Annotated in this window: 25 protein-coding genes and 1 pseudogene; 8 read left to right on the top strand and 18 right to left on the bottom strand. The window is 40.0% G+C overall.

The genetic code is table 11. The features are described 5' to 3' along the window. Nucleotides 1-168: 168 nt before the first annotated feature. From rraA to ABYD77_RS06615, 4 genes are all read right to left on the bottom strand, one after another. Nucleotides 169-654 carry a ribonuclease E activity regulator RraA gene (gene rraA, locus ABYD77_RS06600; RefSeq protein WP_372768207.1) on the bottom strand — a complete coding sequence of 162 codons (486 nt, stop codon included), beginning with the start codon at nt 652-654 and terminating at the stop codon, nt 169-171. A gap of 110 nt (nt 655-764) precedes the next feature. Next, entirely contained in the window at nt 765-1,082 is a 318-nt protein-coding gene (locus ABYD77_RS06605) for a YbjQ family protein (RefSeq protein WP_372768209.1), read from the bottom strand. 131 nt (nt 1,083-1,213) lie between these two features. Further along, nucleotides 1,214-1,891, bottom strand: coding sequence for a LipL32 family surface lipoprotein (locus tag ABYD77_RS06610; RefSeq protein ID WP_372768211.1), 678 nt, complete (start codon nt 1,889-1,891; stop codon nt 1,214-1,216). Between the two features lie 97 nt (nt 1,892-1,988). Next, on the bottom strand, nt 1,989-2,867 hold the full coding sequence (locus ABYD77_RS06615; RefSeq protein ID WP_372768213.1) for a helix-turn-helix domain-containing protein: 879 nt from the start codon (nt 2,865-2,867) through the stop codon (nt 1,989-1,991). Nucleotides 2,868-3,033: 166 nt separating this feature from the next. Here ABYD77_RS06615 and ABYD77_RS06620 point away from each other — a divergent pair, with 166 nt between their 5' ends. Both ABYD77_RS06620 and ABYD77_RS06625 read left to right on the top strand, forming a co-directional pair. Beyond that, on the top strand, nt 3,034-4,554 hold the full coding sequence (locus tag ABYD77_RS06620; protein WP_372768215.1) for an aldehyde dehydrogenase family protein: 1,521 nt from the start codon (nt 3,034-3,036) through the stop codon (nt 4,552-4,554). A 176-nt stretch (nt 4,555-4,730) separates the two neighbouring features. Beyond that, entirely contained in the window at nt 4,731-5,708 is a 978-nt protein-coding gene (locus ABYD77_RS06625; protein ID WP_372768217.1) for a tetratricopeptide repeat protein, read from the top strand. A gap of 1 nt (nt 5,709) precedes the next feature. Here the strand turns inward: ABYD77_RS06625 and ABYD77_RS06630 are convergent, their stop codons facing one another. The 5 genes and pseudogenes from ABYD77_RS06630 to ABYD77_RS06650 form a co-directional block, all read right to left on the bottom strand. Beyond that, on the bottom strand, nt 5,710-6,195 hold the full coding sequence (locus ABYD77_RS06630) for a hypothetical protein (protein ID WP_372768219.1): 486 nt from the start codon (nt 6,193-6,195) through the stop codon (nt 5,710-5,712). 33 nt (nt 6,196-6,228) lie between these two features. Further along, nucleotides 6,229-8,403: a cation:dicarboxylate symporter family transporter gene (locus tag ABYD77_RS06635; RefSeq protein ID WP_372768221.1), complete on the bottom strand. Its 2,175-nt coding sequence runs from the start codon at nt 8,401-8,403 to the stop codon at nt 6,229-6,231. A gap of 42 nt (nt 8,404-8,445) precedes the next feature. Then, the gene (deoD, locus tag ABYD77_RS06640) at nt 8,446-9,183 is read right to left on the bottom strand and encodes a purine-nucleoside phosphorylase (protein WP_372768223.1); all 738 of its coding nucleotides are present in this window, start codon (nt 9,181-9,183) and stop codon (nt 8,446-8,448) included. Continuing rightward, nucleotides 9,183-9,962, bottom strand: a complete 780-nt coding sequence (gene deoC, locus ABYD77_RS06645) for a deoxyribose-phosphate aldolase (protein WP_372768225.1) — start codon at nt 9,960-9,962, stop codon at nt 9,183-9,185. The genes deoD and deoC overlap by 1 nt, the downstream gene beginning before the upstream one ends. A 349-nt stretch (nt 9,963-10,311) precedes the next feature. Further along, nucleotides 10,312-10,818: pseudogene (locus ABYD77_RS06650) on the bottom strand (DUF808 family protein); the annotation flags it as partial. A gap of 29 nt (nt 10,819-10,847) precedes the next feature. Here ABYD77_RS06650 and ABYD77_RS06655 point away from each other — a divergent pair. Both ABYD77_RS06655 and ABYD77_RS06660 read left to right on the top strand, forming a co-directional pair. Further along, on the top strand, nt 10,848-11,276 hold the full coding sequence (locus ABYD77_RS06655; protein ID WP_372768227.1) for an MliC family protein: 429 nt from the start codon (nt 10,848-10,850) through the stop codon (nt 11,274-11,276). 33 nt (nt 11,277-11,309) lie between these two features. Beyond that, nucleotides 11,310-11,510, top strand: coding sequence for a hypothetical protein (locus ABYD77_RS06660; RefSeq protein ID WP_372768229.1), 201 nt, complete (start codon nt 11,310-11,312; stop codon nt 11,508-11,510). Here the strand turns inward: ABYD77_RS06660 and ABYD77_RS06665 are convergent. Then, on the bottom strand, nt 11,507-11,854 hold the full coding sequence (locus ABYD77_RS06665) for a thiol-disulfide oxidoreductase DCC family protein (protein WP_274763352.1): 348 nt from the start codon (nt 11,852-11,854) through the stop codon (nt 11,507-11,509). The two genes, ABYD77_RS06660 and ABYD77_RS06665, sit on opposite strands and share 4 nt — an antisense overlap. Before the next feature lie 105 nt (nt 11,855-11,959). Between ABYD77_RS06665 and ABYD77_RS06670 the strand changes: the two genes are divergently transcribed. Further along, nucleotides 11,960-12,259, top strand: a complete 300-nt coding sequence (locus tag ABYD77_RS06670; RefSeq protein WP_274763353.1) for a DUF6482 family protein — start codon at nt 11,960-11,962, stop codon at nt 12,257-12,259. On the opposite strand, the gene ABYD77_RS06675 is transcribed toward ABYD77_RS06670, so the two are convergent. After that, entirely contained in the window at nt 12,240-12,836 is a 597-nt protein-coding gene (locus ABYD77_RS06675) for an ACP phosphodiesterase (protein WP_372768232.1), read from the bottom strand. The two genes, ABYD77_RS06670 and ABYD77_RS06675, sit on opposite strands and share 20 nt — an antisense overlap. Before the next feature lie 117 nt (nt 12,837-12,953). On the opposite strand from ABYD77_RS06675, the gene ABYD77_RS06680 reads away from it, so the two are divergent. Next, complete coding sequence (locus ABYD77_RS06680) at nt 12,954-13,448, top strand: glutathione peroxidase (protein WP_274763355.1); 495 nt, start codon at nt 12,954-12,956, stop codon at nt 13,446-13,448. 54 nt (nt 13,449-13,502) lie between these two features. On the opposite strand, the gene ABYD77_RS06685 is transcribed toward ABYD77_RS06680, so the two are convergent. The 4 genes from ABYD77_RS06685 to ABYD77_RS06700 all read right to left on the bottom strand — a co-directional run bounded on the left by ABYD77_RS06685 (nt 13,503) and on the right by ABYD77_RS06700 (nt 19,374). Next, nucleotides 13,503-16,319, bottom strand: coding sequence for a TolB family protein (locus ABYD77_RS06685; RefSeq protein ID WP_372768234.1), 2,817 nt, complete (start codon nt 16,317-16,319; stop codon nt 13,503-13,505). Nucleotides 16,320-16,413: 94 nt separating this feature from the next. Next, entirely contained in the window at nt 16,414-17,928 is a 1,515-nt protein-coding gene (locus tag ABYD77_RS06690) for a PH domain-containing protein (RefSeq protein WP_372768236.1), read from the bottom strand. Next, nucleotides 17,915-18,439, bottom strand: a complete 525-nt coding sequence (locus ABYD77_RS06695) for a PH domain-containing protein (RefSeq protein WP_372768238.1) — start codon at nt 18,437-18,439, stop codon at nt 17,915-17,917. The genes ABYD77_RS06690 and ABYD77_RS06695 overlap by 14 nt, the downstream gene beginning before the upstream one ends. Before the next feature lie 83 nt (nt 18,440-18,522). Beyond that, nucleotides 18,523-19,374: a D-hexose-6-phosphate mutarotase gene (locus ABYD77_RS06700; RefSeq protein ID WP_372768240.1), complete on the bottom strand. Its 852-nt coding sequence runs from the start codon at nt 19,372-19,374 to the stop codon at nt 18,523-18,525. A gap of 256 nt (nt 19,375-19,630) precedes the next feature. Between ABYD77_RS06700 and ABYD77_RS06705 the strand changes: the two genes are divergently transcribed. After that, entirely contained in the window at nt 19,631-20,557 is a 927-nt protein-coding gene (locus tag ABYD77_RS06705; protein ID WP_372768242.1) for an endonuclease/exonuclease/phosphatase family protein, read from the top strand. A gap of 229 nt (nt 20,558-20,786) precedes the next feature. On the opposite strand, the gene ABYD77_RS06710 is transcribed toward ABYD77_RS06705, so the two are convergent. From ABYD77_RS06710 to ABYD77_RS06720, 3 genes are read right to left on the bottom strand one after another with little or no spacing between them, the layout of a single operon-like run. After that, nucleotides 20,787-21,956 (bottom strand): metallophosphoesterase, encoded by a 1,170-nt coding sequence (locus ABYD77_RS06710; RefSeq protein WP_372768244.1) that lies wholly within the window; start codon nt 21,954-21,956, stop codon nt 20,787-20,789. Nucleotides 21,957-21,968: 12 nt separating this feature from the next. After that, nucleotides 21,969-22,529, bottom strand: a complete 561-nt coding sequence (locus ABYD77_RS06715) for a hypothetical protein (RefSeq protein ID WP_372768246.1) — start codon at nt 22,527-22,529, stop codon at nt 21,969-21,971. A gap of 16 nt (nt 22,530-22,545) precedes the next feature. Beyond that, nucleotides 22,546-22,905 (bottom strand): PadR family transcriptional regulator, encoded by a 360-nt coding sequence (locus ABYD77_RS06720; protein WP_372768248.1) that lies wholly within the window; start codon nt 22,903-22,905, stop codon nt 22,546-22,548. A gap of 1,049 nt (nt 22,906-23,954) precedes the next feature. Between ABYD77_RS06720 and ABYD77_RS06725 the strand changes: the two genes are divergently transcribed. Next, nucleotides 23,955-25,106: a serine hydrolase domain-containing protein gene (locus ABYD77_RS06725; protein ID WP_372768250.1), complete on the top strand. Its 1,152-nt coding sequence runs from the start codon at nt 23,955-23,957 to the stop codon at nt 25,104-25,106. The last annotated feature ends 570 nt before the right edge of the window (nt 25,107-25,676 follow it).

Consider the following 25,676-nt stretch of genomic DNA (forward strand, 5'->3'; position numbering starts at 1 on the left):
GAGGCTTTGGTTCGAACTCTTTGTTCGACAAAAGTGTATGGAACACTTTTGCACACACGCAGTGTGCCCGCAGGGCAAAATATAGGGATATATTTTGTAATCCCGACTAACTCCGTTATACAAATTTAAACCAAACATAATTGTTGTGGGTTCTTTGCTTTATAGCCTCTAGAAAGTAAGCTCTTTTTTGCTTATTAATAATCCGTTGCGATCACCGTAAACCCAATCCCCATTGTGAATTGTGATATTCAAAAAGCTTACAGCACTCACTTTTTCACCTAAACCTTGCTTTTGGGTTTTTCGTGGCGTACTGCCTCTAGCCATAATTGGCAGCGGCATCTGTTCTAAAATCTCAATATCACGAACACAGCCGTTAATGACGATGCCTTGCCAGTGATTTTTAATGGCATGCTCGGCAAGATTATCACCCAAAAAAGCAAATTCGAGAGAGTTGTTTGCGTCCACTACTAATACTTTGCCTTCACCATTGATTTTAAGTAACTCACCTACTAGCGAGTTATCGTTAGGGCATTGAATAGTAATTGCTTGTCCATAGAGTTTTGTTTCTTTACCAAAATGAAATAACCCTGCATTTGCGACTTGCAGAGTGTCACTATAATCATCGTAAAGATCGGGTGTTGTAAAAGAGGTCATAAGCAGTGCAATTAATTGTAAGTAACTAAATTAAAGCACTGCTAAAAAGGTTGGATAAATTTATCTGGTTGATAATTACTATTTTTAAGCGAAATAGCTGGGCTAATTAGTTATTTTGCGAGTTTAACAGCGGTACCATAGGCCAAAATTTCAGACATGCCAGCAGCAACAGCACTCGTTGTAAAACGAACATTTACAATGGCATCGGCACCTAAGCGTTCCGCTTCTTCAACTAATCTTGCTTGCGCTACGGTACGTGCATCACTCATCATTTCGGTATAGCCTCTAATCTCACCACCAACAATGGTTTTAAGTCCCGCCATAATATCGCGGCCAACGTGTTTAGAGCGTACAACATTACCGGTTACTAACCCGAGCATGTGAGTTATCTCGTAGTTTGCGACGTATTCTGTATTGGTAATAATCATTTTCATACTCCTATAAGGTTTTAAATAAGAGTAATCGCTTGCTCACGATTGCTTGATGAAAGAATGATGGGCGGGTGATAAAACGGATAAAGGGAAAAGTGAGCTCGATAAGTTATCGAGCTCAAAAAGAATTAACCTTCGTTTACAAGGTTATGTAATTCTTCTAAAGAAGCAGCAATTTTAACGCCAGGTACGTTTGTACCTACGGTTGCTTCAAACGATCCTTCAACCGCTGAACGGAATGAAGTGAAAGAAATACGGTATACACCACGAACAAGTGCTTTAGTTGGGTTGTTCACATCTGATGTTTGACGAAGTAATGAATTGTAGCTCTGACCACCTGGATTTTGCGGTAATTCGCTGCTGTCATCATTGTAAGTAAGTGTTTGTAGTGACTTACCGCCATTTTTGATCTTCGCTGGGTCAATAATGTCCATGCGGTCAAGCACTAGGTACGTATCAAAAAATGTTTTTGAATCTGAACCATAGTTTTTAGTGTAGTTAGCATTTACAAAGTCGCTATCCGCAGGCGTTGATGTTGCAGGTGATACCATTGAAACACCAATTTCATCTACTGCAGCAGGAACCCAAGCGTAAAGGTAGTATGCGTCTTTATTTTTGTATTTGCCTTCAGGTTTTACTGATGCATCAACATAACCAAAGTAGTTGGTGTAGTTTGCATACGGTAAACGCGCTTCAACACCAGCAACGCCTTGAGTTACTGAGCTTTTAAGCGCTGGGCCACTTGATGATACACATGCTGTTAGAGCAACAGCTGAAGAAGCAATTAGAAGTGCTTTTTTTAACATTGAAATATCCTTTTCAATCCTTGTTATAAAATCGCGGGTATCATACAGGGATTGCTGCTTTTTTCAACGTATTTGTAACTGAAATAGTTGAAATAAATTAAACTAATCGATTTTGATAGTGTTTAGGGCTGCAACCAAAGGTTTGTTTAAAACGGCGGCTAAAGTAACTGAGTTCACTAAATCCATAGTCATAACACACTTGAGTAACTGCTTTTCCTTGTTTTAATTTGCGCGCTGCAGCATGCAACTTTTGTTCAACAATAAAAGTTTGCGGCGTACAGCCTAAATGATGTTTGAATTTTAAAAATAGTTTACTGCGGCTCATACCAGCACTTTTGCATAGCATTTCAATGGTAATTGGCTTTTTTAAGTTCTGATTTATAAAGGAAATAGCAGATTGCAATCCGTTATGGTCTAGCAGTTGGTTGCAATGTTGCAGCACTAATTGACGGGAGCGATCTTGTAACATACGTACCAGTAGTTCGCTAATTCCAAGGTCAATTAATACTTCTCTGTCGTGTTGATTCTCACTAAAAGTATCCACTAAACGTTGATAAAGTTGCTGGGTAAAGGGGTTATTGTGTAACTGCAACGTCGCTGTTTGTTCACTGTAAAATGCTTGCTCCAAGCGCATTTTTTCAGCGACTTCTTGCACTTTTTGACTGTCTACTTCAATGGTTAAGCATGACGTTGGGGCGCTTAAGTGAGCATCTGGGAAATCGATTTCGACTTGTTCACCTCCCGCAATAATAAAACTTTGTCCGGGTAAAAATTCTTGCCCAGATTGCAGGCTGTGGTGATGCATTACTTTTTTTCCAGTGTGCATTGCGCAAAACATTAGTTGTTCTGCGTGAAAGGGAATTCGCTCACAGGCTTGGTAAGTATCGTATACACACAATTGCACATGTTCACTATTAAAAGCTGCGCGGTTATCAATCAACGTACTGATTTTATTGCGTTCTTGCTGTAGCGACATGCCTGTCTCCAAAATTCACTGTTCTTCATAATGGCTAAATTATGCACTCTCAGTCAAGTTGTTTGGATGGAGAATCAAGCACAAATCAAATTGAACCACTAGGCTGTGGGGGCACATATTCAAGTTGAAGAAACTTTCTAACAATAACACACATAAAGGAAATAAAATGATTTATGCCAATCCTGGGCATGCAGATGCCAAAGTGCAATTCAATGCACAATATGAAAATTATATCGGTGGCGAGTGGGTTGCACCTGTTGACGGTCAGTATTTTGATAATACGACACCGGTAACAGGCGAAGTCATTTGTCGTATACCACGCTCAAATAGTAAAGATATTGAACTGGCACTTGATGCAGCGCATAAAGCGAAAGATGCTTGGGCGCAAACCTCGGTTACTGTGCGCAGTAATTTATTGCTTAAAATAGCTGATCGCATAGAGCAAAATCTTGAAATGCTCGCGGTAGCAGAAACTTGGGATAATGGTAAAGCAGTGCGTGAAACGTTAGCTGCAGACTTACCGCTCTGTGTTGATCACTTCCGCTATTATGCAGGCTGTATTCGTGCGCAAGAAGGTTCAATTGGCGAAATTGATGCCGGCACTGTTGCTTACCATTTTCATGAGCCTCTGGGTGTCGTTGGTCAAATTATTCCGTGGAACTTTCCATTATTAATGGCCGCTTGGAAATTAGCACCGGCATTAGTGGCTGGTAACTGCGTTGTACTTAAACCTGCCGAGCAAACACCAGCTTCTATTTTAAAACTGATGGAAGTAATTGGCGATTTGTTACCGCCGGGAGTGCTTAATGTGGTCAATGGCTATGGCGCAGAGGCAGGGCAAGCATTAGCAACAAGTACGCGTATTGCCAAAATAGCGTTTACAGGTTCAACCCCAGTAGGTGCTCATATTCTAAAATGCGCTGCTGAAAACATTATTCCTTCGACAGTAGAGCTTGGCGGAAAATCACCGAATATCTATTTTTCAGACGTAATGCAACAAGATGAAGAATACATAAGCAAATGTGTTGAAGGTGCAGTGCTTGCGTTTTTCAACCAAGGTGAAGTGTGTACTTGCCCATCGCGTTTATTGGTTCAAGAAGATATTTATGATGAATTTATCGCTCGCGTAATTGAGCGCACAAAACAGATTAAACGCGGAAATCCACTCGATACCGAAACCATGGTAGGCGCTCAAGCCTCTCAAGAGCAATTTGATAAAATATTAAGTTACCTGGCAATCGGTAAAGAAGAGGGCGCAGAGTTGTTAACGGGTGGAGACGTTGAGCAAGTGTCAAATGAGCTTGGCGGTGGTTATTATATTCAGCCAACGCTGTTCAAAGGTAATAACCAAATGCGAATTTTCCGCGATGAAATTTTTGGCCCAGTGGTAAGTGTTGCAACTTTTAAGGATGAAGCTGAGGCACTAGCGATTGCAAACGATACCGAATTTGGCTTAGGCGCTGGTATTTGGACTAAAAACATGAATCTTGCGTATCGTATGGGGCGTGGCATTGAAGCAGGCCGTGTATGGACAAACTGTTATCACCATTACCCTGCACACGCGGCATTTGGCGGATATAAAAAGTCAGGTGTTGGCCGCGAAACACATAAAATGATGCTAGAACATTATCAAAATACTAAAAACTTACTTGTGAGCTATAGCGATAGCCCACTCGGCTTCTTTTAATTTCTAACTTTGAATGTTACCAAGGCTCTTCTCTAAGGGCCTTTTTTATAGAAGATTGTTGGATAAATTTAGCAATTTAATCTCCTGTTAATTAAATGTAATAGATTGTTTTTAGTAATATTTTATCTGTAAGAAAATATGTTAGCGATTGTTTTGTGTGTTAAATTGCAGTAAAAATGAACGCACACCAAGCAAACAATGGACTGTCTATGTTGTTCTTTAATGTTAAAGATCAAGCCTTTGAACACGACGAATACCTTCAATGTTGCCAATGTAACCAGCGAGCGGTGAGTGCAAAAGCAAAGTTGAAATTTCTTTGCTTCGGTTTAATTCCAATCCTTCCTTATAAAGTCGAGCGAGAATCATACTGCGCTAATTGTGATTGCAAAAACTTGCCAGAAAATAACTTTTCATCTCAAGTACCTCTGGTTGCGATACTGGCTAAATTCATTGGTTTACTGCTATTGATTGCTTTTGTCTCGTGGCAATGGCAAAAACATGTGCGCGCAACTGAAATCGAGTTAGATATTGTAAATAGCCCGCAATCTAATGACTTTTTCTTTTTTGATTACAGTAAATTACTTAATGAAGGCTATTATCAAAAACGAGTTGTAGCAGCGAAAGTGATCGCTTCTGTAAACGATATTGTAACCTTACAATTCAGCCGTTATAACTATTCGCGAGAACGAGATCTTGAGATATCAGCACGCAGCGATAATTTTGTGCAAAAAGGGTATTTTTTTACTGAAAGTAAAGATTATCGTCAGCAGCAGATTAAAGGGTTTTTTAAAAACGGCACTATTTATGCTGCCTACAGGCCAAATGCAATGAAGCTGTTTGGTGGCTTTGTGGTAATGCCTTCTAAACCAAAACCGCTCTATGATGGTTTTAAACTGAATAAGGCAAACCAAGAGGGTATTGCCTACTACCAAGAGAAAGAGTTGTCACTTGCATTTGAATCGTTTAAGCAAGCAGCAGAGCAAGGTGATGATTGGGGGCAGTTTAATCTAGCTAAAATGTATTTAGACGGCGAAGGGACTAAAGTGAATCAAGAGCAAGCCGCTTTCTGGCTGATGCAGGCCGTAAACCAGGGAAACCACAATGCAAAGTTGTTGTGCCAAGAAACTCAATTATGTGCTGAGTTAGATCAATAAGTTAGCTGGCACTTTCTAAATCATCAATGCAGGACTTACACAAATCAAGGTAACTATGGATATTGTTTTTGCTCCAAAGCTGCCTTTTATCTGTGCTTTCCTGCAAAATAAAATTATTAAAATCTTCAAATGCAAACTGTGTAAAATTTGCAACATAATGCTTGAACGCCTGCTGCACAGATTTATGGCCAAGTGCAGAGTCACTGATGACGCTTTCAGCTGCCTCAACTAGCAAGCCTGTAATGCGCAATAGCTCTATTTTTGGTGAACCTACACGTTGTACCTTGATAAAACGTTCATGCAGTAAGTGCTGTTCTTCTTTAGCGAGCTCAATCACAATTTCGCTCAAGTATTTTGTTTCGCGATTTGCACCATCAAGTGTGCTTGCGAATCGTTTGGCTTTACGTTTGTAATTTTCCCCTCTGACATAGAGAAAAATCATAGCGAATATTGCCAGTGCATAACCGCCCATTACAGTGATACTCATAACTGTCCTAATCATGCTTTTTTTAAAGATAAACTACTCATTAGTAGCTGAGTTATCAAGTATTATATCGTCAACAATTGACCACCTTCGAATGTAAGGTTTACTGCCTTTGCCCAAAATCCAATAGTCGTAAACTTCATCAATTTTACCACTAGCACGACGAATATCGAGCCATGCATTGAGGTAGTTAGCAAGGTCATTATGACGCTTTGCTACTGCAAAGCCGGTTGGGTATTTTGTTTTTACACCCTCAGGTACGATTACCCCAAAATCTGGATAAAACATGGTCCAAGCAAATCCAGCTTCAGCGCTAATAATCAGTGCATCGTATTTGTCGGGGTTGCTAAAAAAGTTTCGATAACTGGTAATATTGGTCAGTGTGTAGTGCTTATTACGCTTAAATTCTTTGCCCAGCAAGGCTTGGTATTCTATTGTGGCAAAGTTAAGTGACTCATGTTCTTTTAAATCAGCAAGCGTTTGAAATTCCTTACTGCGATGATCAAGTGTCACTAAAGCAAGCTGCAATTCAAGCACCGGATCGGTGAACAGCACTTTCTCGATATCATCTAAGTTAATTTCTAATCCTGACATCGCAATATCAAAGTAGCCTTTGTTTAGGTACTCGATAAGTTGTGGCTGTTTAAATGGAATAAATTCCACTTTGACACCTAAATCTTCCGCCAGTTTATGCGCCAAACTGATATCAAAACCTACTAATTCATCATTATGATTGAAGTAACTAAACGGCACATTATCGGCAATATAACCCACCCGTAAAAGATTACGTTTTTTTATCACATTAATGTTTGTGAGTGATAACTTACCGTCTTCATATGATTTTGGCACATGGTTGAGTACATGCTCTGGCACTTTATCACTGACCACCATGTTAGCGATAATATCGTCTGCAGCGTCAGCATTTTTTAGTAACTGTGTATTCAAGGTAAAGGCTGCCAACATACAGGCTGGCAATAACCCACCAATCAAAGAAAAATATAAAATGCTTTTAGCGCGTTTATAGCTGAGTTGCTTGCGCACATAAAAAATACTTAAGAAAGTAACCGCAATGATATACACCACGGTAGTGGGTGATACAAATTTCGCGCTAATAACCGACATTGCGAGGTACAACTGGTAAGTATCTGCAGGTACACGAACGGTTTCTAACATGTACGGAATTGCAATATGCACATTAGCAAAATAGCTGAACAAAGCGCTGATGGTGATATTGGGCACATCAGCAAGCGTCGCTTCGTGACCTGTTAGCCAAGCTGCAAATAACACAAAAATTAGCGTCGTAAGTTTGCCTAAGCTAGGGAAAGTAAAAGCAATAGGCACTAATACTTCAGCAATATGATCTGATTTGGCATCCGCGATATTATTTTTGTGCATATAGCTTTTAATGCCTTCGGTAATTACAGGCAAGGTAATGAACACATTACCTGTGGTAAAGGCGGTGATCAGTGCATTTCGTGCGACATCAATTAGTTCATGGTATTTCACAGGCGTAAGTGCCGAAACTAGCATTGGCAACAACACAAACATCAAAAATACGCCGAGTAAAATCACCAGCACTAAATACACTTGCAGAGTACTTAGTTGGTCAATACTCATGGTGCCTGCGGAGCTTGCGGTAATGGCAAAAATACCAATTGGAAATATTTTAACGATTTTCTTCGAAATAACAGAAAGGCCTTCCCCAATCACATCTAAAATATTAAGCAAACTGCTTTTTCGTACATTACCCATCAAGGCCATACCCAGAGCAATACAAAAAATAACTAAGGCGGGCACATTGCCTTCGGCCATCGATGCAAACGGGTTTGAGGGGATATAGCGAGCGACAAAATCGATCTCTTGCTTGGCAGAAATCAACGCCGTAGAGAAAAAGGTGCCTGCGTCATGCTTAGGTAAAGTAAAGGCAAAGCACCAAATAACAAATAGGCCGATCCCCCATAACGACAGCATAACAGTAGCCGCTTTAAGTAAAATGGAGCGCACCTGATCGGGTTCAAATTTGCCAAGGCCAACAATCAAAGAGACAACAATATAAGGGAAGATGGTGATTTGCATCAGCTTGATAAAGCCGTTGCCAACTGGTTGTAAAAACGCCAACCGTTCACCAAAAATAACACCAGCCAGTACACCCCATATCAGTGCCCATAACATTAAGTTTTTCGTTGCAAAGTAGTCGAGAATTTTTTTCATTAAAACACAAATAATTAAGGGCCAATATGGCCCTCTATTTAATCATAAATTGACGCTTGTTTGTAACGCCAAGGTTATCATTTCAGCAAAGGAGGTTTGCCTCTCTTCACTGCTAAGGTGCGTATCGTGCGTAATATGATCTGATACCGTTAAAATGGTTAGTGCATTTGCACCAAACTCGGCAGCAACACCATAAAGCCCTGCCGCTTCCATTTCGACACCTAAAATGCCCATTTTATCCATTAGTTCGAACATTTCTGGTTGTGGTGTATAGAATAGGTCAGATGAAAAGACATTGCCTACTTTCACTGGTAATTGTGATTTGCTTGCTTGTGATAAGCAGGTGTTTAATAAATTAAAGTCTGCAATGGCAGCAAAATCATGGCCTTTAAAGCGCATGCGATTTACTTTTGAGTCGGTACAGGCACCCATTGCAACCACAATATCTCTGAGTGCCACTTTGTTTGATACGGCGCCACAACTGCCGACACGAATCAAGTTTTTAACCCCGTATTCTGTGATCAACTCTTTTGCGTAAATTGAACAGCTAGGAATACCCATGCCACTGCCCATCACTGAAATGCGTTTACCTTGATAATAACCGGTATAACCAAGCATATTGCGCACATCATTAACTAATACCGCATCATCGAGAAAATGTTCTGCAATGAATTTGGCACGCAGTGGATCGCCGGGTAATAAAATGGTTTCGGCAAAGTCATCTTGCTTTGCATTTAGGTGCGGAGTGGCTGCAAATTCAATTTGATCAAAGGAGACCATTAGTAGTCTCCTTGTGTAGATACTGATTGCGTATCAACATGCAAAATGGCATTTACATCCGCCAGTAAGCCAGATGCACCAAAGCGGAAGTTGCTAGGATTAACCCAATCTAAATCAAATATGCTGGCTGCCAATTCAATGTATTGTTTGGCATCAACTACAGTACGCACACCGCCTGCGGCTTTAAAACCAACCGCTTTACCACTTGCTTTTATTGCTTCTAGCATGATTTTGGCGGCATTTAATGTGGCATTTACAGATACTTTACCTGTACTGGTTTTAATAAAGTCGGCACCAGCATCAATAGCAATGTGTGAGGCTTTTGCTATGAGCTCATCGCTTTTTAGCTCGCCAGACTCAATAATTACTTTTAATAACACATTATCGCCACAAGCCGCTTTGCATTGCTTTATCAGTTCAAAACCAACGGTTTCTTCGCCTGAAATAAGTGCGCGGTAGGGAAATACAACATCAACTTCATTTGCACCAAAACTCACTGCTTGTTTAGTTTCTGATACGGCTTTTTCTATATTTGCGTCGCCATGGGGGAAATTGGTTACGGTTGCAATTTTTACATCGGCATTGAGCAGTGTTTTTGCAAATTCAATGTATTGTGGGTAAATACAAATGGCAGCGGTGTTTCCTACATTGCTGCTAGCTTGTTGGCAAAGTGTGTTGATTTCGCTGTCGTTTTCTGTACCAGTTAAGCTTGTTAAGTCCATGCAACGCAAGGTAATTTGTGCAGCTTTAGTTAAATTTAATTGGCTGTTTAAGGTCATACTTTTCTCCAAATAAAATACCAATTCTGTTAACAATGTGAGCCGGTTTAGGCCGCTAAAATAATTAGCCAGTTAAGTGAATTGGTATAAAAGTAATCCCAGAACAATTGAGGAGGGAGAGATAGACTCTCGATCAATAAGCTCACTCATATGCTCTAAGAACATGAGTGGACTTGGTTCCTTGAAGACTTATGGCTGTAACGATCCCCTGATCATAGCACCATAATTTAAATCCATTTATACCAAGCGCTATTGTCAGCTATTTTGCTGCTAACAGCTAGCGCTATTTTGGTATTAAATGATCTAGTTCATATTTTTACGTACTTAAACTCGTTAACCCGAGTTTAGGTTAAATATTTCTAAATTTACTTATTAAAAGTGTGGCGGCCACAATTAGCGCACCCGCGACAAACCCGATAATGGCATTAAATAACGTAGGTAAGAAAAAGCTCAGGTTAGCATTAAGCGTAAGGTTGATAGTCTCAACGAGCTGCTCGATCGAATGGTGCAAAAAGCTACTACCGTGTACCAAAATGCCACTGCCCACTAATAACATGGCAAGTGTGCCGATAATAGCTAAAAGCTTCATTAAATAAGGGGCGAACGAAAGTAAACCGCGGCCAATTTTTTGCTGCCAAGCATGAGGTTGCTCTAGCAACAGAAGGCCTGCATCATCAATTTTTACAATTAGCGCCACTAAACCATACACGTCAATGGTCATTAATACGGCAATGACACTTAATACAGATAATTGTGATGTAAAACTTTCGTTGGCTACGGTGCCAAGCGAAATCACAATAATCTCAGCTGAAAGAATAAAATCGGTGCGAATTGCCCCTTTTATTTTTTGCTGTTCGTAATGTTTTCGTTTTAATAGGGATCAAGATGTTAAAACATGTTTTTATGTTACTGAGTATTGCAGTACTTACTGGCTGTAATACAGCAGTGCCAACAGCAATAATAGAAAGTTCACCAGTCAAATCGCCAAAACAGGCAATTACTATGATGTATGAGTGCGAAAATGGTTTGAGCTTTGTTGCACGATTAGAAGAAGATACTTTGTGGGCATTTTTACCTAAACAAACACTCGCGCTTGAGCCAACTAGAGCAGCATCAGGTGCAAAATACCAAAAAGGAACGGACTATATTTGGTTGAAAGGGGACAATGCGATAGTGAATTACCAGCAAACGCTTTACAAGCAATGTACTAACAATCGCCAAGAAGCGATTTGGCAAGATGCAAAATTTCGCGGCGTGAGTTTTCGTGCAGTAGGTAATGAACCGGGCTGGTTAATTGAAATAAAACCAAATTAGTCGATTGAATTTAAGGGAAATTATGGCCAGCAAGTGATTTATTTTAAATATAAAGCTCCGATTGAATTAGCAAACAGTTCGCAGTTTAACTTGGCTCAAAACGATAACCTTTTAACTTTCGAAATTAGCAATACCCCTTGTCGCGATACTATGTCAGGGCAAGTATTTTCATCGTCAGTAAAGGGCAAACTTAATGGTAAGCCGTTTAACGGCTGTGGCAGGGCGCTGTTTTAAAGCTGGCATTGTTTACATTCATAGCGCTTTTCATAACGGCGCTTAGCCCACGCGTTGTACAGCAAACAAGTCATCCAGTAAACGCCAGGCAGGGAAAGTAAATAAGACAACCAACCTATTGGGTGTGATCGCCAAAGTACAAAATTTGCATCAAGGCCAATAAACCATTGGCCATTTTCATCTTGCACATGTAGAAGGCGTAACATTCGCGCTTTTTTGTCAGCTGTAAAATTTTGTTGATGAACATCTTTAAAATCAAAAAGATGACTGGATAATTTTCGCCACAGAGTTATTTCCCTTCTGCACAATGGGCACTTTGCATCGTAATAGACTGTTTTCTTCATAATGATCCTCGTTTTTATGGTTATACGATTTAGTTTGAAAAAAGATTGAACAATTGTCTTAGGTATTGCGTATTGAGTGATAATTAAACAGTTAGGAGAGTCACCATGCGCCGTGAAGATTTTAAAAATCAAATTGAAAGACACTCATTGGTACCAACAATTTTTGGTTATGCAGATGCTAACCACTATCTAGTAGGCGCAGAAGATGAAGATGGTAACTTTTATTCACTTTCTGACGAGCAAGATAATGTGCAGGTATTTAATTCAATGTTTGAGGCGGAAACATGTTTGAAGTCGCTAGGTTTTACTACTGCAAATCTGCATTTTCAAACGGCCTATGATGAGATGATAGGCAATGATAAAAGCAGTGATACTCGCATAACCATTAGCTTAGGCGAGCAATAAGTTCATCGCGTTTGGTTAACGCAAAATTCGTTGTATCGACATAAAGCTGTTCAAAGCTATTGTCGATGTATTGTTGATTAGCAGTGTACCAATCTACCACTGTTTCGAGTGGTACAGGTTTGCGAAATCGATTTCCTGTATTTTTTAAGGCAAGGGTAATTCCTGGTAAATTGCTGTAACTGGCAAACCAATCGTCACTGGTTATAAGCTGGGTTTTATGTTGATAATCGCTAGGTAAAATATCATTGTAATTAATATTTTCATCTAACAATGTTTGATAAAACTGCTGACACAATGGGGTGTAATGTGCCCCTAGCTGTTTTGCTAATAAATGATCAAACAAAATATCTAAGCCTACTCCTGCATACCTGCGCATTGCGCCAAATTCACTTTTAAACTGTTGGCTTACACTATGAGCGTCGGTATAACTGTCGATACTGCGATGCAAACGAATACCAAGCTCTAGTTCACGGGGCAAGTGCGAAAGTTGGCTACCTTTAACAAAGTCACCTAATAGGTTTCCTGTTAAACTGGTACTGGTTAGGTGAGCTAAGTGTAAATGTGCAAAATAATTCAAATTTTGTTCGATCTTAAAGGTAAAAATAACCGTATACTGAGTATATTAAAATAACCGGAATTGCATATGAAACTTTTTAAAAAACTCCTTTTAACTTCGGTAGTTGTTCCATCTTTAATGGCATTTTCAGCGGTTGCATCTGAGTGTAATGATTTTACCAACCAAGAGTTACGTAAATTACGTTCAAAAGAAACCATTAACTTGTGTGAATTTAAAGATAAGCCGCTCTTAATCGTAAATACAGCAAGTAACTGCGGTTTTACGCCGCAATTCGAACAATTAGAAGCGCTGCACAAAGAATATAAAGACAAAGGGTTAGTGGTTTTGGGTTTCCCATCAGATAGTTTCTTTCAGGAAGAAAACGATGAAAAAGATACCGCTGATATGTGCTTTATCAACTACGGTGTGACTTTCAATATGATGGCAACGAGTGATGTAAAGGGCAGTGATGCGAACCCTATTTTCAAACACTTAGCAGAAAAAACACGCTCTCCAAGCTGGAACTTTAATAAGTACCTAGTGAGTAAAGACCGCCAAACAGTAACGCACTTTGGCTCTCGTGTTAAGCCACAGAGTGATGAGCTAAAAGCCGCGATTGATAAAGCGCTTTAAACAAATAAAAAAACCGCTCACCTGAAGTGAGCGGTTTTAGTTTTCAGTGCCTTTTTATAGGCTATACCAAATGCCTAACCAGCCACGCACTTCATCTTGAATGGTATCCCCTTCAATTTTGGCAATACCAAAATCATAGTTGAGATCATTTAAAATGGAGGGTGCTACGGCAAAGTTTAATTTACTCTTAAATTTCACCCCGTAACTTGTTGCGAAGTCTTGGTTATTCAAGTTATGCTGTGCAACATAAAGCCATGGCATATCTTGCTTAAAGGCAACCCCTGCGCCAAAACGTTGGTAGTCATCACTTAATGCAGTGTAGAAAGGTAACTCATTGATAAGTGAACGATCTGCTTGTGCTTCAGGCTTAATTAAACTTGATGCAAAACCACCAATGTTCATAACGGTGTCATCGCGTTGTTGCGTATGGTAGTCAATATAAAGTGGGACCGACCACGCTTTACCGAACACTTTCAAGCTGGCATCAAAACCTTGCCAACTGCCACTTGTTGCATCACCGCTATAAATGCGTGCTGATGCACTTTGGCCGATAGCAAATGCTTGCCAATCACGCTGCCATATTTGCTCGGCGCCTACTGCAAACCACTGATTGTAAGCATCGCCAGTATCTTTATAAGAATACGCAAGGTGGCTGTTAACCTTAAACGCACCATTTCGGTACGGGTAACTCGCTTGTAAATAAGCACCTGTTGTATCTTCTTGAATAGCGAGTACATCAGGGTGTTGATATTGATTTTCGGCGTTAATTTTATAGTCAAATGCGTGCGCTAAGAACTGCCATTTATTGTGCTGGTACTTCGCATCAAAATAGGCGCCATTCAAGGCATTTTTATTATCAAACGCACCACCAAACTGCCAGCTTAATTTATTTAATAAATCTTTCCCTTTAACACCTACATGCAAAAGCGCAGTACTTGCGCTGTTGTATTGCTCGGAAAGGGCAAATGACAAAGTTTGGTCTGCAGCTGAGTAATCACGTTGAGCGCCTACTTCTTGTTGGTAAATTTTGGCTGGTGGTAAAATATGTTGCTCTGCTTTTTCAGTTGTTGCGTGTAATGTTTGCGCCCGCTGGGTTACTTTTGTAACCGTGGCATTTTCGCCAAGTTGATAAATATCAGGGCCTTCAGAGTTAACTGCTAAATACAGTAATCCGTGTTGTTTGGTTGGCATTGGGTATTGCATAACCTGTTGCCCAGCACTGAGTTGTTCAAGCGTATCTGAGCTAAAAGTATAGCGATAAATATTTGTCTCACCATTTACACCGGCAACGAAATAAATGCTATTTCCCTCAGGGCTCCACTGAGGATAAGACAAGAATTGATAGCCTTTAGGCATAGGCACATTAACGTCTTGGCTGGTAGCAATATCTTTAATCCAAAGAGACCAGTTTTGATTTAACTCGGTTTTAAGATATGCCAGTTTTCCATTTTTGAATTGTGGAAAATCATACACGGCATCTATAGCTGGAGCGGTTAAGTCGCTAATTTGACCTTTGGTTAAGTCAATTTTAACTAATTGCGAATAACCTTGTTTTACGCGTTCTGCATAAGCGGTATTGTTATCCGCCAGTGTAAAGCGACGCACATTAGCAAACTGGGTAAGCTGCTTAGTTTCACCTGTGTCACTGTTCCAACTGAACAAATCTTGATGAAGCGTGTTCATTTCGTTATTTGCTGTGCTAAACGCACCGTAAATAAGCGTATTGTTATCTTGCCACAGCGGATTCAAAATACCTTTTCGGTTGATTGAATTCAGAGTTTTTTTAGACTCTTTTTTAAAGCTAGCAGGCCTGCTGTTTACAATATCTTTCGCGTCGTCTTCTAGCAGCTCTTTTTGCGCCTCTTCAAACTCTTCAATGGCATCGGCATTTTCTTCCGTTGCATAGATGGTGAGCTTGGTATTGCCGTCTTTATCTTTACTAACGATAGCAAGTTTATCTTCATCTGGAGACATGCTTGGCGCTGTTTGAATGTAATCGAGATCAAACCATTCTTTGCTATCTAGCGGTGTTTGCGTTGCTTCTTTGCTAAGTGCCTTATGGGTATATTCCGCAACAAAACGGCGATAAAGCTTGCTTGGTTTTTCGAGGAAAACACCTTCGAAAGCAGAGTCAAAATCGCGCTTTTTAACCGCTTGCATGCGTGTCCAAACAGCGTCTAACTGCTCTTTGCTATAGTTTTCTTCAAGCCATTGTAAATAACGCACACCAACAAGGTAGGCCATTGAGCCCGCCATATAACCGCCGTCTTCTTCACTCAGTTGGCCGTAACTTGGTAAGCTGCCTTCCTTTGCAAATTGCATAATTAGTGACTCTACATAGTTATCATGTAAGCGGCCACGGCCTGTCATTTGAGACTCTAGTAAAGTTGCATAACCTTCGGCGGCCCAGCGTGGCGTCGGGTTATGGGTAAGATCATAGAGGCTCGAAAAGTTACGTAACTTTTGGCGCCACTCACTGCGCGTAGGCTGCGCGAGGTGCACTAAATGCACGTATTCATGCAGTACTAATAATTGTTGCCAGCCTGAGCTATTTGAAATAACCGTATCGGATTGTGGCGGCGTGGCAAAAAACGCCATCATAGGATTAACACTGCTTGGAATAGCAAAGCCGTTAGATTGGTTAAATGGGTCGAATACAATCACATCAACTTGCTTACCCAGCACGCGATTTTGCTGTTCTTTTACTTTTTCACGCACAATTTCCAGTTCATTCGCAGCTGAGGTCGCCCAGCTTTGGTAAGCTTTTGGAAAGTGAACTTTAAAGTTATCTGTTTCAATGGTTTGCCAGTTATCGTTGGCAGATGCTGCAAAGCTGGCTGCAACTATCAATGAGAGTAGCGACTTTTTCATATTATTTGTTCCTTTTTTGATGCGGGCTAGCTTACTGCAACAATTAATCGGAAAAAAATAATAGTGATAAACGGTTAATCTTAATTATTGATGGTTACATCCAACGCTTTTTGCTGGTTTCTGCCAAGAAAATAAGCTGATTCATTACCTGATTTACATGGCTTGTTGGCAAATAAGGAATGGTGATGCCACCACTCGCTAATTGAAAGCGCAATGTACTCAGCTGTTGTTTTCGCATCGGCGGTGTTTGCGTGGTAGCAATATGTTGAATTTTGAAGCCTTTAAATACTTTGTAACTTACGCCAATTAAGCCCTTTCTTGTGAATACTTGCTCGCCATCAAAGTAAAAGCCAAAACGCTTATAGCGCAAAAAGCTTAACCCTGCGCCGGTGAGTAAAAGTACAATTAATAGTGGCCATGCGCCATTTAAAAGTGGTTGATAGGCAACAGCACTGAAAATTGTTAGCGGCAATAACCAATAAAGCAGATACGTTTTATAGAAGTAATTAATTGCAATAGGTTGAAAAGGCACTTGGGTGATGTCGATTTGCTTATCCCAGCACAAATTCATTACATGCTTAACTTGTGCTTTGGTAAGAACCGGCACAATTAGGGATTGTCCTTTTTTAACGGTATTGGCATGGCTGTTATTAATTTGCTTACAGCTGATGGTATAGCGCTTTAATAGCTTAGCAATCCAGTTTTGTTTAACCTCGATTGATTGAATTTTATTGATACTTAACGACATCTGATGACGTTCAAAAAGGCCAGAAACACGCTTAATTTTGCTTTGCTCTAAACTTAATTCGAAGTTATAGAAACGCTGAAGAGCACCAAAGATTGAAGCTACCGTAAAAATGACAACACCGGCTAAAATAATAATCGTCCTTGCCGCGAGTTCAGCGTATTCTTTGCTATTAAATGAGTTGGTAAGAAACAGTGTTAAAGGTGCAGCAAAGTCTTGTTGAATATAATTTGTTATCTTTTCAGTAAATGGAGCAAGCGCTGCTAATACTAAAAACATCATGCCTGAGATTAAACCAAATTTTGCCACTTCAAAATTTGCTAATGTGAGATCTGGCGTATTGGTTTGTTCTTGCGGCTCAATCTGCTGTTGGGTTTGCTCAGGCTTGGTACGGTAATTAAATATTTGGTCGCGCATGGTATTGGCAAAGTCATTACTAATTCCTGGTAACACCACTTCTTGTTGCGATGAGCCAGCCGCATCAAAATGACAATTAACTATTGAGAATGGAGCGAAGTAAAACGGGGTTGCTAAGTTAACGTTTTGCACTTTTGCAAAGTTAAGTGTTATGCGTTCTTTTTTAAACAAGCCTTTGCGTAATACGATTTCGTGCTCGGTGATTTTATAGCGAAAGTTTAAGTAGTAAAGCAGTGCATAAATCACCAGCACCACTGCCAAAATGCTGGCACCAGAAATAAACCAAAACAACTTGTTCTCAACTTGTGTTACCCAAATAGCAAAAGCAGGTGCTATATTAATCAGGCCATCTTTTACAAAGCGCACAATAAAATGCAGCACAAAGTAAATAATGGCAATGGGCGAGAGCTTTTGCCATGCAGCTGGGTTAGTTTTACTCGTCGTCATGATGTTCACTTGCAGTGTTAGCTAAAATAAATTGCCTTAGTTTACTTGCGCGCTCTTGCGTTAGGCCATGAATTTCTAAATCTGCTCCTGCGCCTCCTGCCGTAAATAGTTTTAATGTAGCAAGTTTGAGTTTGCGTTCGATTGGGTTACGGTGAGTTTCAATATGTTGAATACGATTAAATGGAATAGCGATGGTGCGCTGCCAAAAAACGCCGCGTTTTAAAAGTAAATCGTGTTCTCTAAGCGCGATGCCAGTCATAGCTACACTGCGCTTAGTAAACCACGCAATGTAGATGTTGAGTACCACCAAAACCCCTGCAACAAGTGCTGTTATATGGTTTGTTACTGGCGGTAAAAAATAAAGAAAAATGACGACTGCGATAGAAATCGGCAAGACAAATACAAAAGTACCAATAAGTGCTTCTTTGGTTGCTTGCTGATCTAATGGCTGAAACTCTGCTTGATTGTAATCTGGCAGTATTTGCTCGGAAACTTGTTGATTGCTAAACACGGGAGAACTCTTATTTCTTTATTTTTGTTTATTAAAACAAAAAACTCAGCAAATGCTGAGTTTTTATGATTTAAGGTTAAATATTATAACCAACGTACCGTATGTACTAATGAGTGGCTGGCACCTGGTTGCAACGTTACTTTATCATCCATTACATTGGCAGCTTCTAAACACAGCATAGTGTGGTATTCATCATCGCGGAAATTACTTAGGCGTTTCGACTTTTCAGTCCACGGATTCCACAGTACGCACGAGCTCGAATTTTCACGGCCGACCTCAATAATGCCGTCAGGTGTATTGATGGTTTGCACTAATGGTGTGTTTTGATAAACCATATCTGTTTCGCGGGCAAAGCTAACAATGTCACTTTGTGTATAGGGACCTTCACCAAACTCAATGTAATTTGAACCTTGTAGCCCATCGACTGTAGTGTTTTCAATTTCAGGGGTTGGGAAATAAGTATGCAATGCTTGCGTTAATTCAAATGCAGCATCACCTGTATTGGTATTTATAAGTGCAATATGTAAACGGTCACTTAGGGTGAATACAACTTTTAAACTTGATTGATGTGGCCAGTATTCTTTATTGACTTGTGCCATTGGCAAAGAAAAACTCACAACAATTTTTTCGTCGTTTTCGATTACTTCTTCTGCTCGCCACAACATAGTGCGTGCAATGCCATGTTGTGGCCAACCATCATTAGCACTCATGCCAAACCAAGGCCAGCAAATTGGAATACCACCGCGAACACCTTTGCCCACTTGATAGTCTTCATCTTGCGATACCCAAATAAGCGGCTTTTTACCTTTTGGCGTAAATTCCGTAAGTTGCGCGCCTTGCAGAAAAATTTTAGCGCTACAAAAGTCGGCATCTACCGAGATATATTCAAGACCCGTATCGGTTTGTTGTACGGTAACAGAAGGAGATAAATTCATAAGGCATCCTTGTAAAAGGGAACTCAATTTAATGCATAAAACAAGATAACTAATGCGGGATCAATTAGCAAATCAGTAAATTTCATATAAGACATTATTTCACAAGTTAACTTTGCTAATTCACCAAATAAACCGCTGATTGACGAAAAATGCATTAAAAATCAACCGAAACAAAAGTCATCTTATCGCAAACTCTATGTGTTTTACTTTTGCCACTTGATATACTGAAATTCTTTTTCTCACAATGAACACACATATGAAAAAAACGCTTATTACACTTGCTGCGCTAACCGCGCTGATGGGGTGCCAGCAAAAAGAACAACCATCGCTAACGCCAGTTTCAGCGAAGAGTAGCGAAACTTTAAAGTTAGTCAGCTGGAATATTGAACACTTAGCTGATGAAGTTGGTAAAGGTTGTAAACCACGTAGTCAAGCTGATTATCAAGCGCTTGCTAATTATGCCGCTACCTTAAAAGCCGATATTATCGCACTGCAAGAAGTACAGTCTGAAAAAGCTCTCAAACGCGTATTTCCTGAGTCGCAATGGCAATATGTGGTTTCAAGTCGACCTGATAATGAAGCGTATGAGTGCCGTGGCCATGAGGACTTATTTTCAACACCACAACGCACCGCATTTGTGATTAGAAAAGGCATTAACTATCAAGCTCAAGCTGACTTTAAAGCGCTTGCACTTGATAACCCAGGTTTACGCTACGGAACATCAATTAGCCTTAACAATGGTCAGTTAGAACTACTAAATGTGCATATGAAAAGCGGTTGTTTTGTTAGCGACTATCGCAAAGAAAATAAAAAAGCCTGCACTATGTATCAGCAGCAAGGGCCAATTTTAGAGAAATGGGTTAATCAGCGTGTTGAGAGTAAACAAGCATTTGTTGTATTAGGTGACTTTAACCACCGTTTAGTTGACCAGCAAAACCGTTTTTGGCAAGAACTCAGCAAAGAAGATGGCGAACGTATTTTATTAAGTAGTATGCAAAACTTACAGAGTTGCCACCCGAAATACAAAGCGCCAATCGACCATATTATTACCGGCCCAATTTCAACCCAATGGATTGTTGATGGCTCTCAAAATGTGGATGCGTTTGGTAAACAAGGCGAGTTAGACTACAAAGATATGCTAAGCGATCACTGTCCAATTAGCTTAACGCTAAACGTCAAATAACATCACGTATAGTAAAAAGGGGAATTTATTCCCCTTTTATGCGAGTTAAATAGAGTATGTTGCAAAAATGCTCTCGAAATGTATGCTCGCTCTGAAGCAAGCTGATAATTGTTCGTTGTGAATACTATAAGAAGCAGTAATACATTTTAATAACTCCTGCTATGCATGAGTTAACGGTAACAATTGGCTTATTAAATCATACATACCTTTTGTTGCATGGCTAAAGTTGTTAAATTGCGACCCTCTTACCGTCTGCTGTTAGGCGATAATAGTTGTCATCTTCAATTAATAGCCCTTCAGATGACTTTGTTGGAAAGCTCAAATTGTAGTCGTCAGGGTGCTTAACATCGATGGCAATCACTTGATTGTCGAATAGTGCATTAACTTTAAATTGTATGGTGTGACCAACAATAACCGCTTTGGCTTTAAACGCTTCTAGGCTTTGCTTCACTTGCTGCGCATCGACATCATTTCGAAAGTAACCGCGATACCAAGCAAGACCAGTTTTGGTGGAGGTGATTAAATCAATATTGTTGTGTAAGCTCGCGTTTGGGTAGTAAAATTGTCTGTAATGGTTTCTAACAACAGCATTTATTTCATCAATCGACATACCCAGATTGCTAACGTCCGGATGAATGCCACCATGCACAAACAAATGACCGTTAATGTTTTCAATAACATTTTTACTGGCTAGCCAGCGACCAATTGCGGCATTTGGACCAAACAATTCGTGCTGTTGCCTTCCTAACATACCCGCTATCACAAAGTATTTTTCTGCCGCTGAGTGAAAGTTACCTTGTAAGCTTTTGATTTCATGATTACCGATTATATAGTGTAGCTTCCCCCCAGCTAGCTGAGCTTCTTGTTCTAACTTGTAAATAAACCACAATAAAGGCGTTGTTGAAAAGCCGCGATCAACCATATCACCTATTAGCACCAAATGGCCGTTGCCAAATTGCCATTGGTTATCGTTGTTGATCACCTTATGCACTTTGAGAAAGTCTAAAAATGTCGCGAGATTGCCCTCTAAATCTGAAATAGCCAGAATTGGTGCGTTGTCCGAGTAGGTTGAAGGTGGCGTTTCAACAACAGGTATGTAATCAACTTGAAATGTTAAGTCAGTAAGGGGGAAATATACGTCTAATTGGTTGCTGACTTCAAATTGTAATGGCATTGTTTCTTTATAAAAACCATCCTCAAGATTACCGCGAATGTATTCGGCTTGAACTTTATTGCCGTCAAAGAAAATGTGGGGTCCTTCATTGCCAACGGTTTTTGCTAATTGGTTGGCAGGAAGCCCCAATGTACCATGTTGGCTGACTAAAAGAGCGAAGCCTAATAGCAGTATTACTGTACTTACTGCTGCAAAATGACCTAGATATCGTAGTAAGGTTTTCATATTGGGGTTTCCTTAGAGTGTGCGATATTGCTTGAGTACGCAGAGCAAACGGTATGTCAGATACAGTATCAATGAGCCTGTAGCAATACCGACAGGAATCAGCCATATTCCGAGTAATTCTTCGCTTGAAATTGGTGCTTGTTCAACTACGCCTACGATGATGCTTTGGCCGTGGTCGCTTACCCAAACACCAACAGATTTAGGCATAAAAATTTTTAAAATGCCGATGATGATTAGCCCTGCACCTAAAATGTAACCTATGATACCTGAACCATAGAATACTCCTGCGGTGACACTTTTTTTGACTTTGCCCAGAGCGTTAAACCCAGGGGGAGGAGGTGCGCCCATTATCAAGTGATCACTGTATTGCTGAGCGAGTTGCTTTGGTGAACCAAAGCGAGCTAATACTTCATCTATGGCTATAGGTTTACCCTCAATTTCGATATTATCGATGACATCGTAAATGTGGCTTTCAATCTCTCTGATAACTTCGTTTATTTGTTGTTTATCCAAGCGAGACATATATTTGGCTAGGGTTGTTAAGTACTGATTTATCTGTCTATTGTAATCCATAGTTATATCCTTAGTTTTAGAATGTCGCCGGTCCAGGGTTGGCTAGTAGGAACTCCATATCGCAGACAGATTTTCGCCAACGATCTGTCAAAACAATGAGTTTTGCCTCCCCTTCTGGTGTTAGGGAGTAGTATTTTCGAGGTCTTGCTGTGCCTGTTTGTACCCATTTAGCGTTCACAACGCCATCTTTTTTCAAACGATCAAGCAGAGGATACAAGGTACCTTCGGTAATTGCGGTGGTTTCCAACTTTTGTAGAAGGTTTAACAAAGCCAAACCATACAAAGAACGTCCTTTTAGTGCGGCAAGAATGACCATGTCGAGCGTACCTTTGCGCAATTGCACGTCCCACTTCGCCGCTGAATTGTCTTTTTCCATTATGAATGTTGCCTAATTAATGTACATTTGTATCTTATAGTACAATATACCTTGTATTGCAAAGTACATTGTTAAGCATAATTTAATTCACATAAAAGATTAGTAATCAGTGTATTGAAAATGAAAGTTTTAAGCTTTTGTATTTACTGGTTTATAACAATCTCAGTTGAGCGTTTTTAATTGGATATATTATGGATCCGTTTTATTTGTTTCATTGCAACATACTCCTTCAATAATATAAAAGGCGTTGTGCCCATACCTGAACTCTAATGTATATCCTACCAAATGCTTTTTTGATGTAACGGGATACTTTGGATATAACGAACCATCTCATGCCTTTTTGAAGATATAACTTTTGACCAACTTGATAAGGCTGTAAAAGGGAGAAATAGGACTTTTTTTGACAAACTAGGGTTAGCAATCAATTAACTTGCACATAAAAAAGCAGGCCTACAATGAGGCCTGCTTTTTCATTTGGGGTTACTTTCCATCTTTATTTAGACGTTTCCAACTTTATTCAGAATCTACAAAATGTGGGAGAGTAATATAGCTTCATACTAAACTACTCGATAAACGTTATTCCACGGTCCAAATTTTTTAGTGCATGGAAAATAAAGTATCATACTGAATATGGTCAAAGCCCCAGAACCATCTAATTCCTGAGTAATAAATAATCATACTAACGACCAACAGGTGCCATTAAGTCATTATTTAGACTATGCCGCTAAAACAATTAAAAAATAGTATACTTTTGGAATTTTTTGACGAATCGAAACAAAAATGAATTCCAATAAATCACATAGAGTTTGAATCTATGGATCCGTTTTTATGAATATTATGAAATCGTGAGCCTGACCTCGGTAATTTAAATGGCACTAGCTGTCGATTGCGCGCTGCCTAATTACCCACCAAGTTTGTTACGGATTTTTTACCCTCCTCTTACACTTAGATACAGATTTATCCCGCGAATTAGTTTATTCTTGTCGACGGAGACAGCCTATCTCGCTGGGATCTATCTATTTAAAAACAAAAAGTTAAAGGGAAATTGAATGAAATCATTGGGGAATAAAATAGCCTTTGTGCTGATCTGCGTCTTGAGCTCACTACTTTCCGGTTGTGGTGACGGAAGCGATTACACACCTCCGCCACCTCCACCGACAGAGTTAACTGACTCATACGACGACATTGCCGGCTTGCTTGATCATTACAATGTTCCCGGCGTCAGCATTGTGACCATTAAAGACTTCAAAGTGGATCGAATAATAGCGCTTGGTGTCAAAGACAAATCCAGCAATATTGCCGTTACACCTGACACCATGTTTCAGGCAGCTTCCATCAGTAAATCCCTGGCAGCCGTCGCAGTGATGAAAGCGATGCAAAATGGCGAACTGTCTTTGGATGCCGATATTCACGATATACTCTATTCTTGGCAGCTGCCAGACTCTTCTTATTCTGCCGATAGTGTAGTGACCTTAAGAAGAATACTTGGACATACGGCAGGGATTAATGTACATGGTTTTAATGGTTATAACCGAACCGGTCAGTTACCTACGACCCTCCAAATTCTCGACGGGCAATCTCCTGCAAATAGCGAGGCGGTAAAACTTATCCATACGCCTGGCAGTAAGTTTCAATATTCTGGAGGCGGCTATACTCTGATGCAGTTGGCATTGACTGACTATTATCAACAACCGTTTTATGAATGGATGCATGACCAAATACTGAGTCCGTTAGCGATGAATAACAGCAGCTATCAACAACCTTTACCCAGTGCATTCATAGAACAAACCAGTATGGGCCACTATTCAAACGGAAAAAAAGTTGATAACGGCTTTCATGTTTATCCAGAAATGGCGGCGGCTGGTCTATGGACTACTGCCACAGATTTAGCCAACTACATGATAGAGATGCAAAACACCCTGAATGGCAATACCATGAATTTATTGGAGACTGAACGGTTAATGGAGATGTTGGAAGCCGGTAAAAACCCTAGATTTGGTTTGGGGTTTGAACTGTTTCAGGCTGACAATTATGGATACTTTGGCCATAGTGGGGCCAATGAAGGATTTCAAGCCGTAATGCTTGCTCACAAAACAGAAGGTGTCGGGTTAGTTTTGATGTCAAACAGTGACAATGGTGTACAATTATTCAACTCTGTGGTTAAACTGGTCGGCAAGCTAGAAGAGTGGCCAGGTTTTTAATTAACCCTAGTATGCCAGTACAATCGCTGTACTGGCTGTACTAATGTAGATTTAGAAACACTCGGAATCAGCTTGTTGATGTATCTTCGTCAATTTCTGATGTCGATTGCCGTTTTTGTTTTGCTATAAATCTAATTTAACGTTTTTACCCAATGTGCTGAAATTTCAGATGCCTATGGGGCCACATTTAGTATTTATTGACGAAACTCCACTGACTTCAATGAGCTTGGAGCAGGCCGTCTGGTTCCTAACTTTTCAACAACAGCTCCTCGCTCTTAGCAACCTTTGGCCAGTATGATACTTTAATACTTAGTATGAGACTTTATGACTCTTCAACACAGATGTAGATGTTGAATAAAGTTGGATACAAAAATCGTCTATGAGCCCCGAGTTATGGTTCGTAACAAACGGCTCGGTTAGAGGAAAGTCGGAAACAAAAATAGCGCTAGCATTTGAGTGAGCAAAAATCGCTCTAATTTTTATAAATCAAAGTTGGAAACAAAAACTCTGTTGATATACCCAACATCAGATGACCTCAACTGAATAAGTTCTAACGTCCATCTAAGTTCG

The sequence above is a fragment of the Pseudoalteromonas sp. genome, from assembly GCF_041629635.1.
In the GTDB taxonomy this organism is placed as follows: domain Bacteria; phylum Pseudomonadota; class Gammaproteobacteria; order Enterobacterales; family Alteromonadaceae; genus Pseudoalteromonas.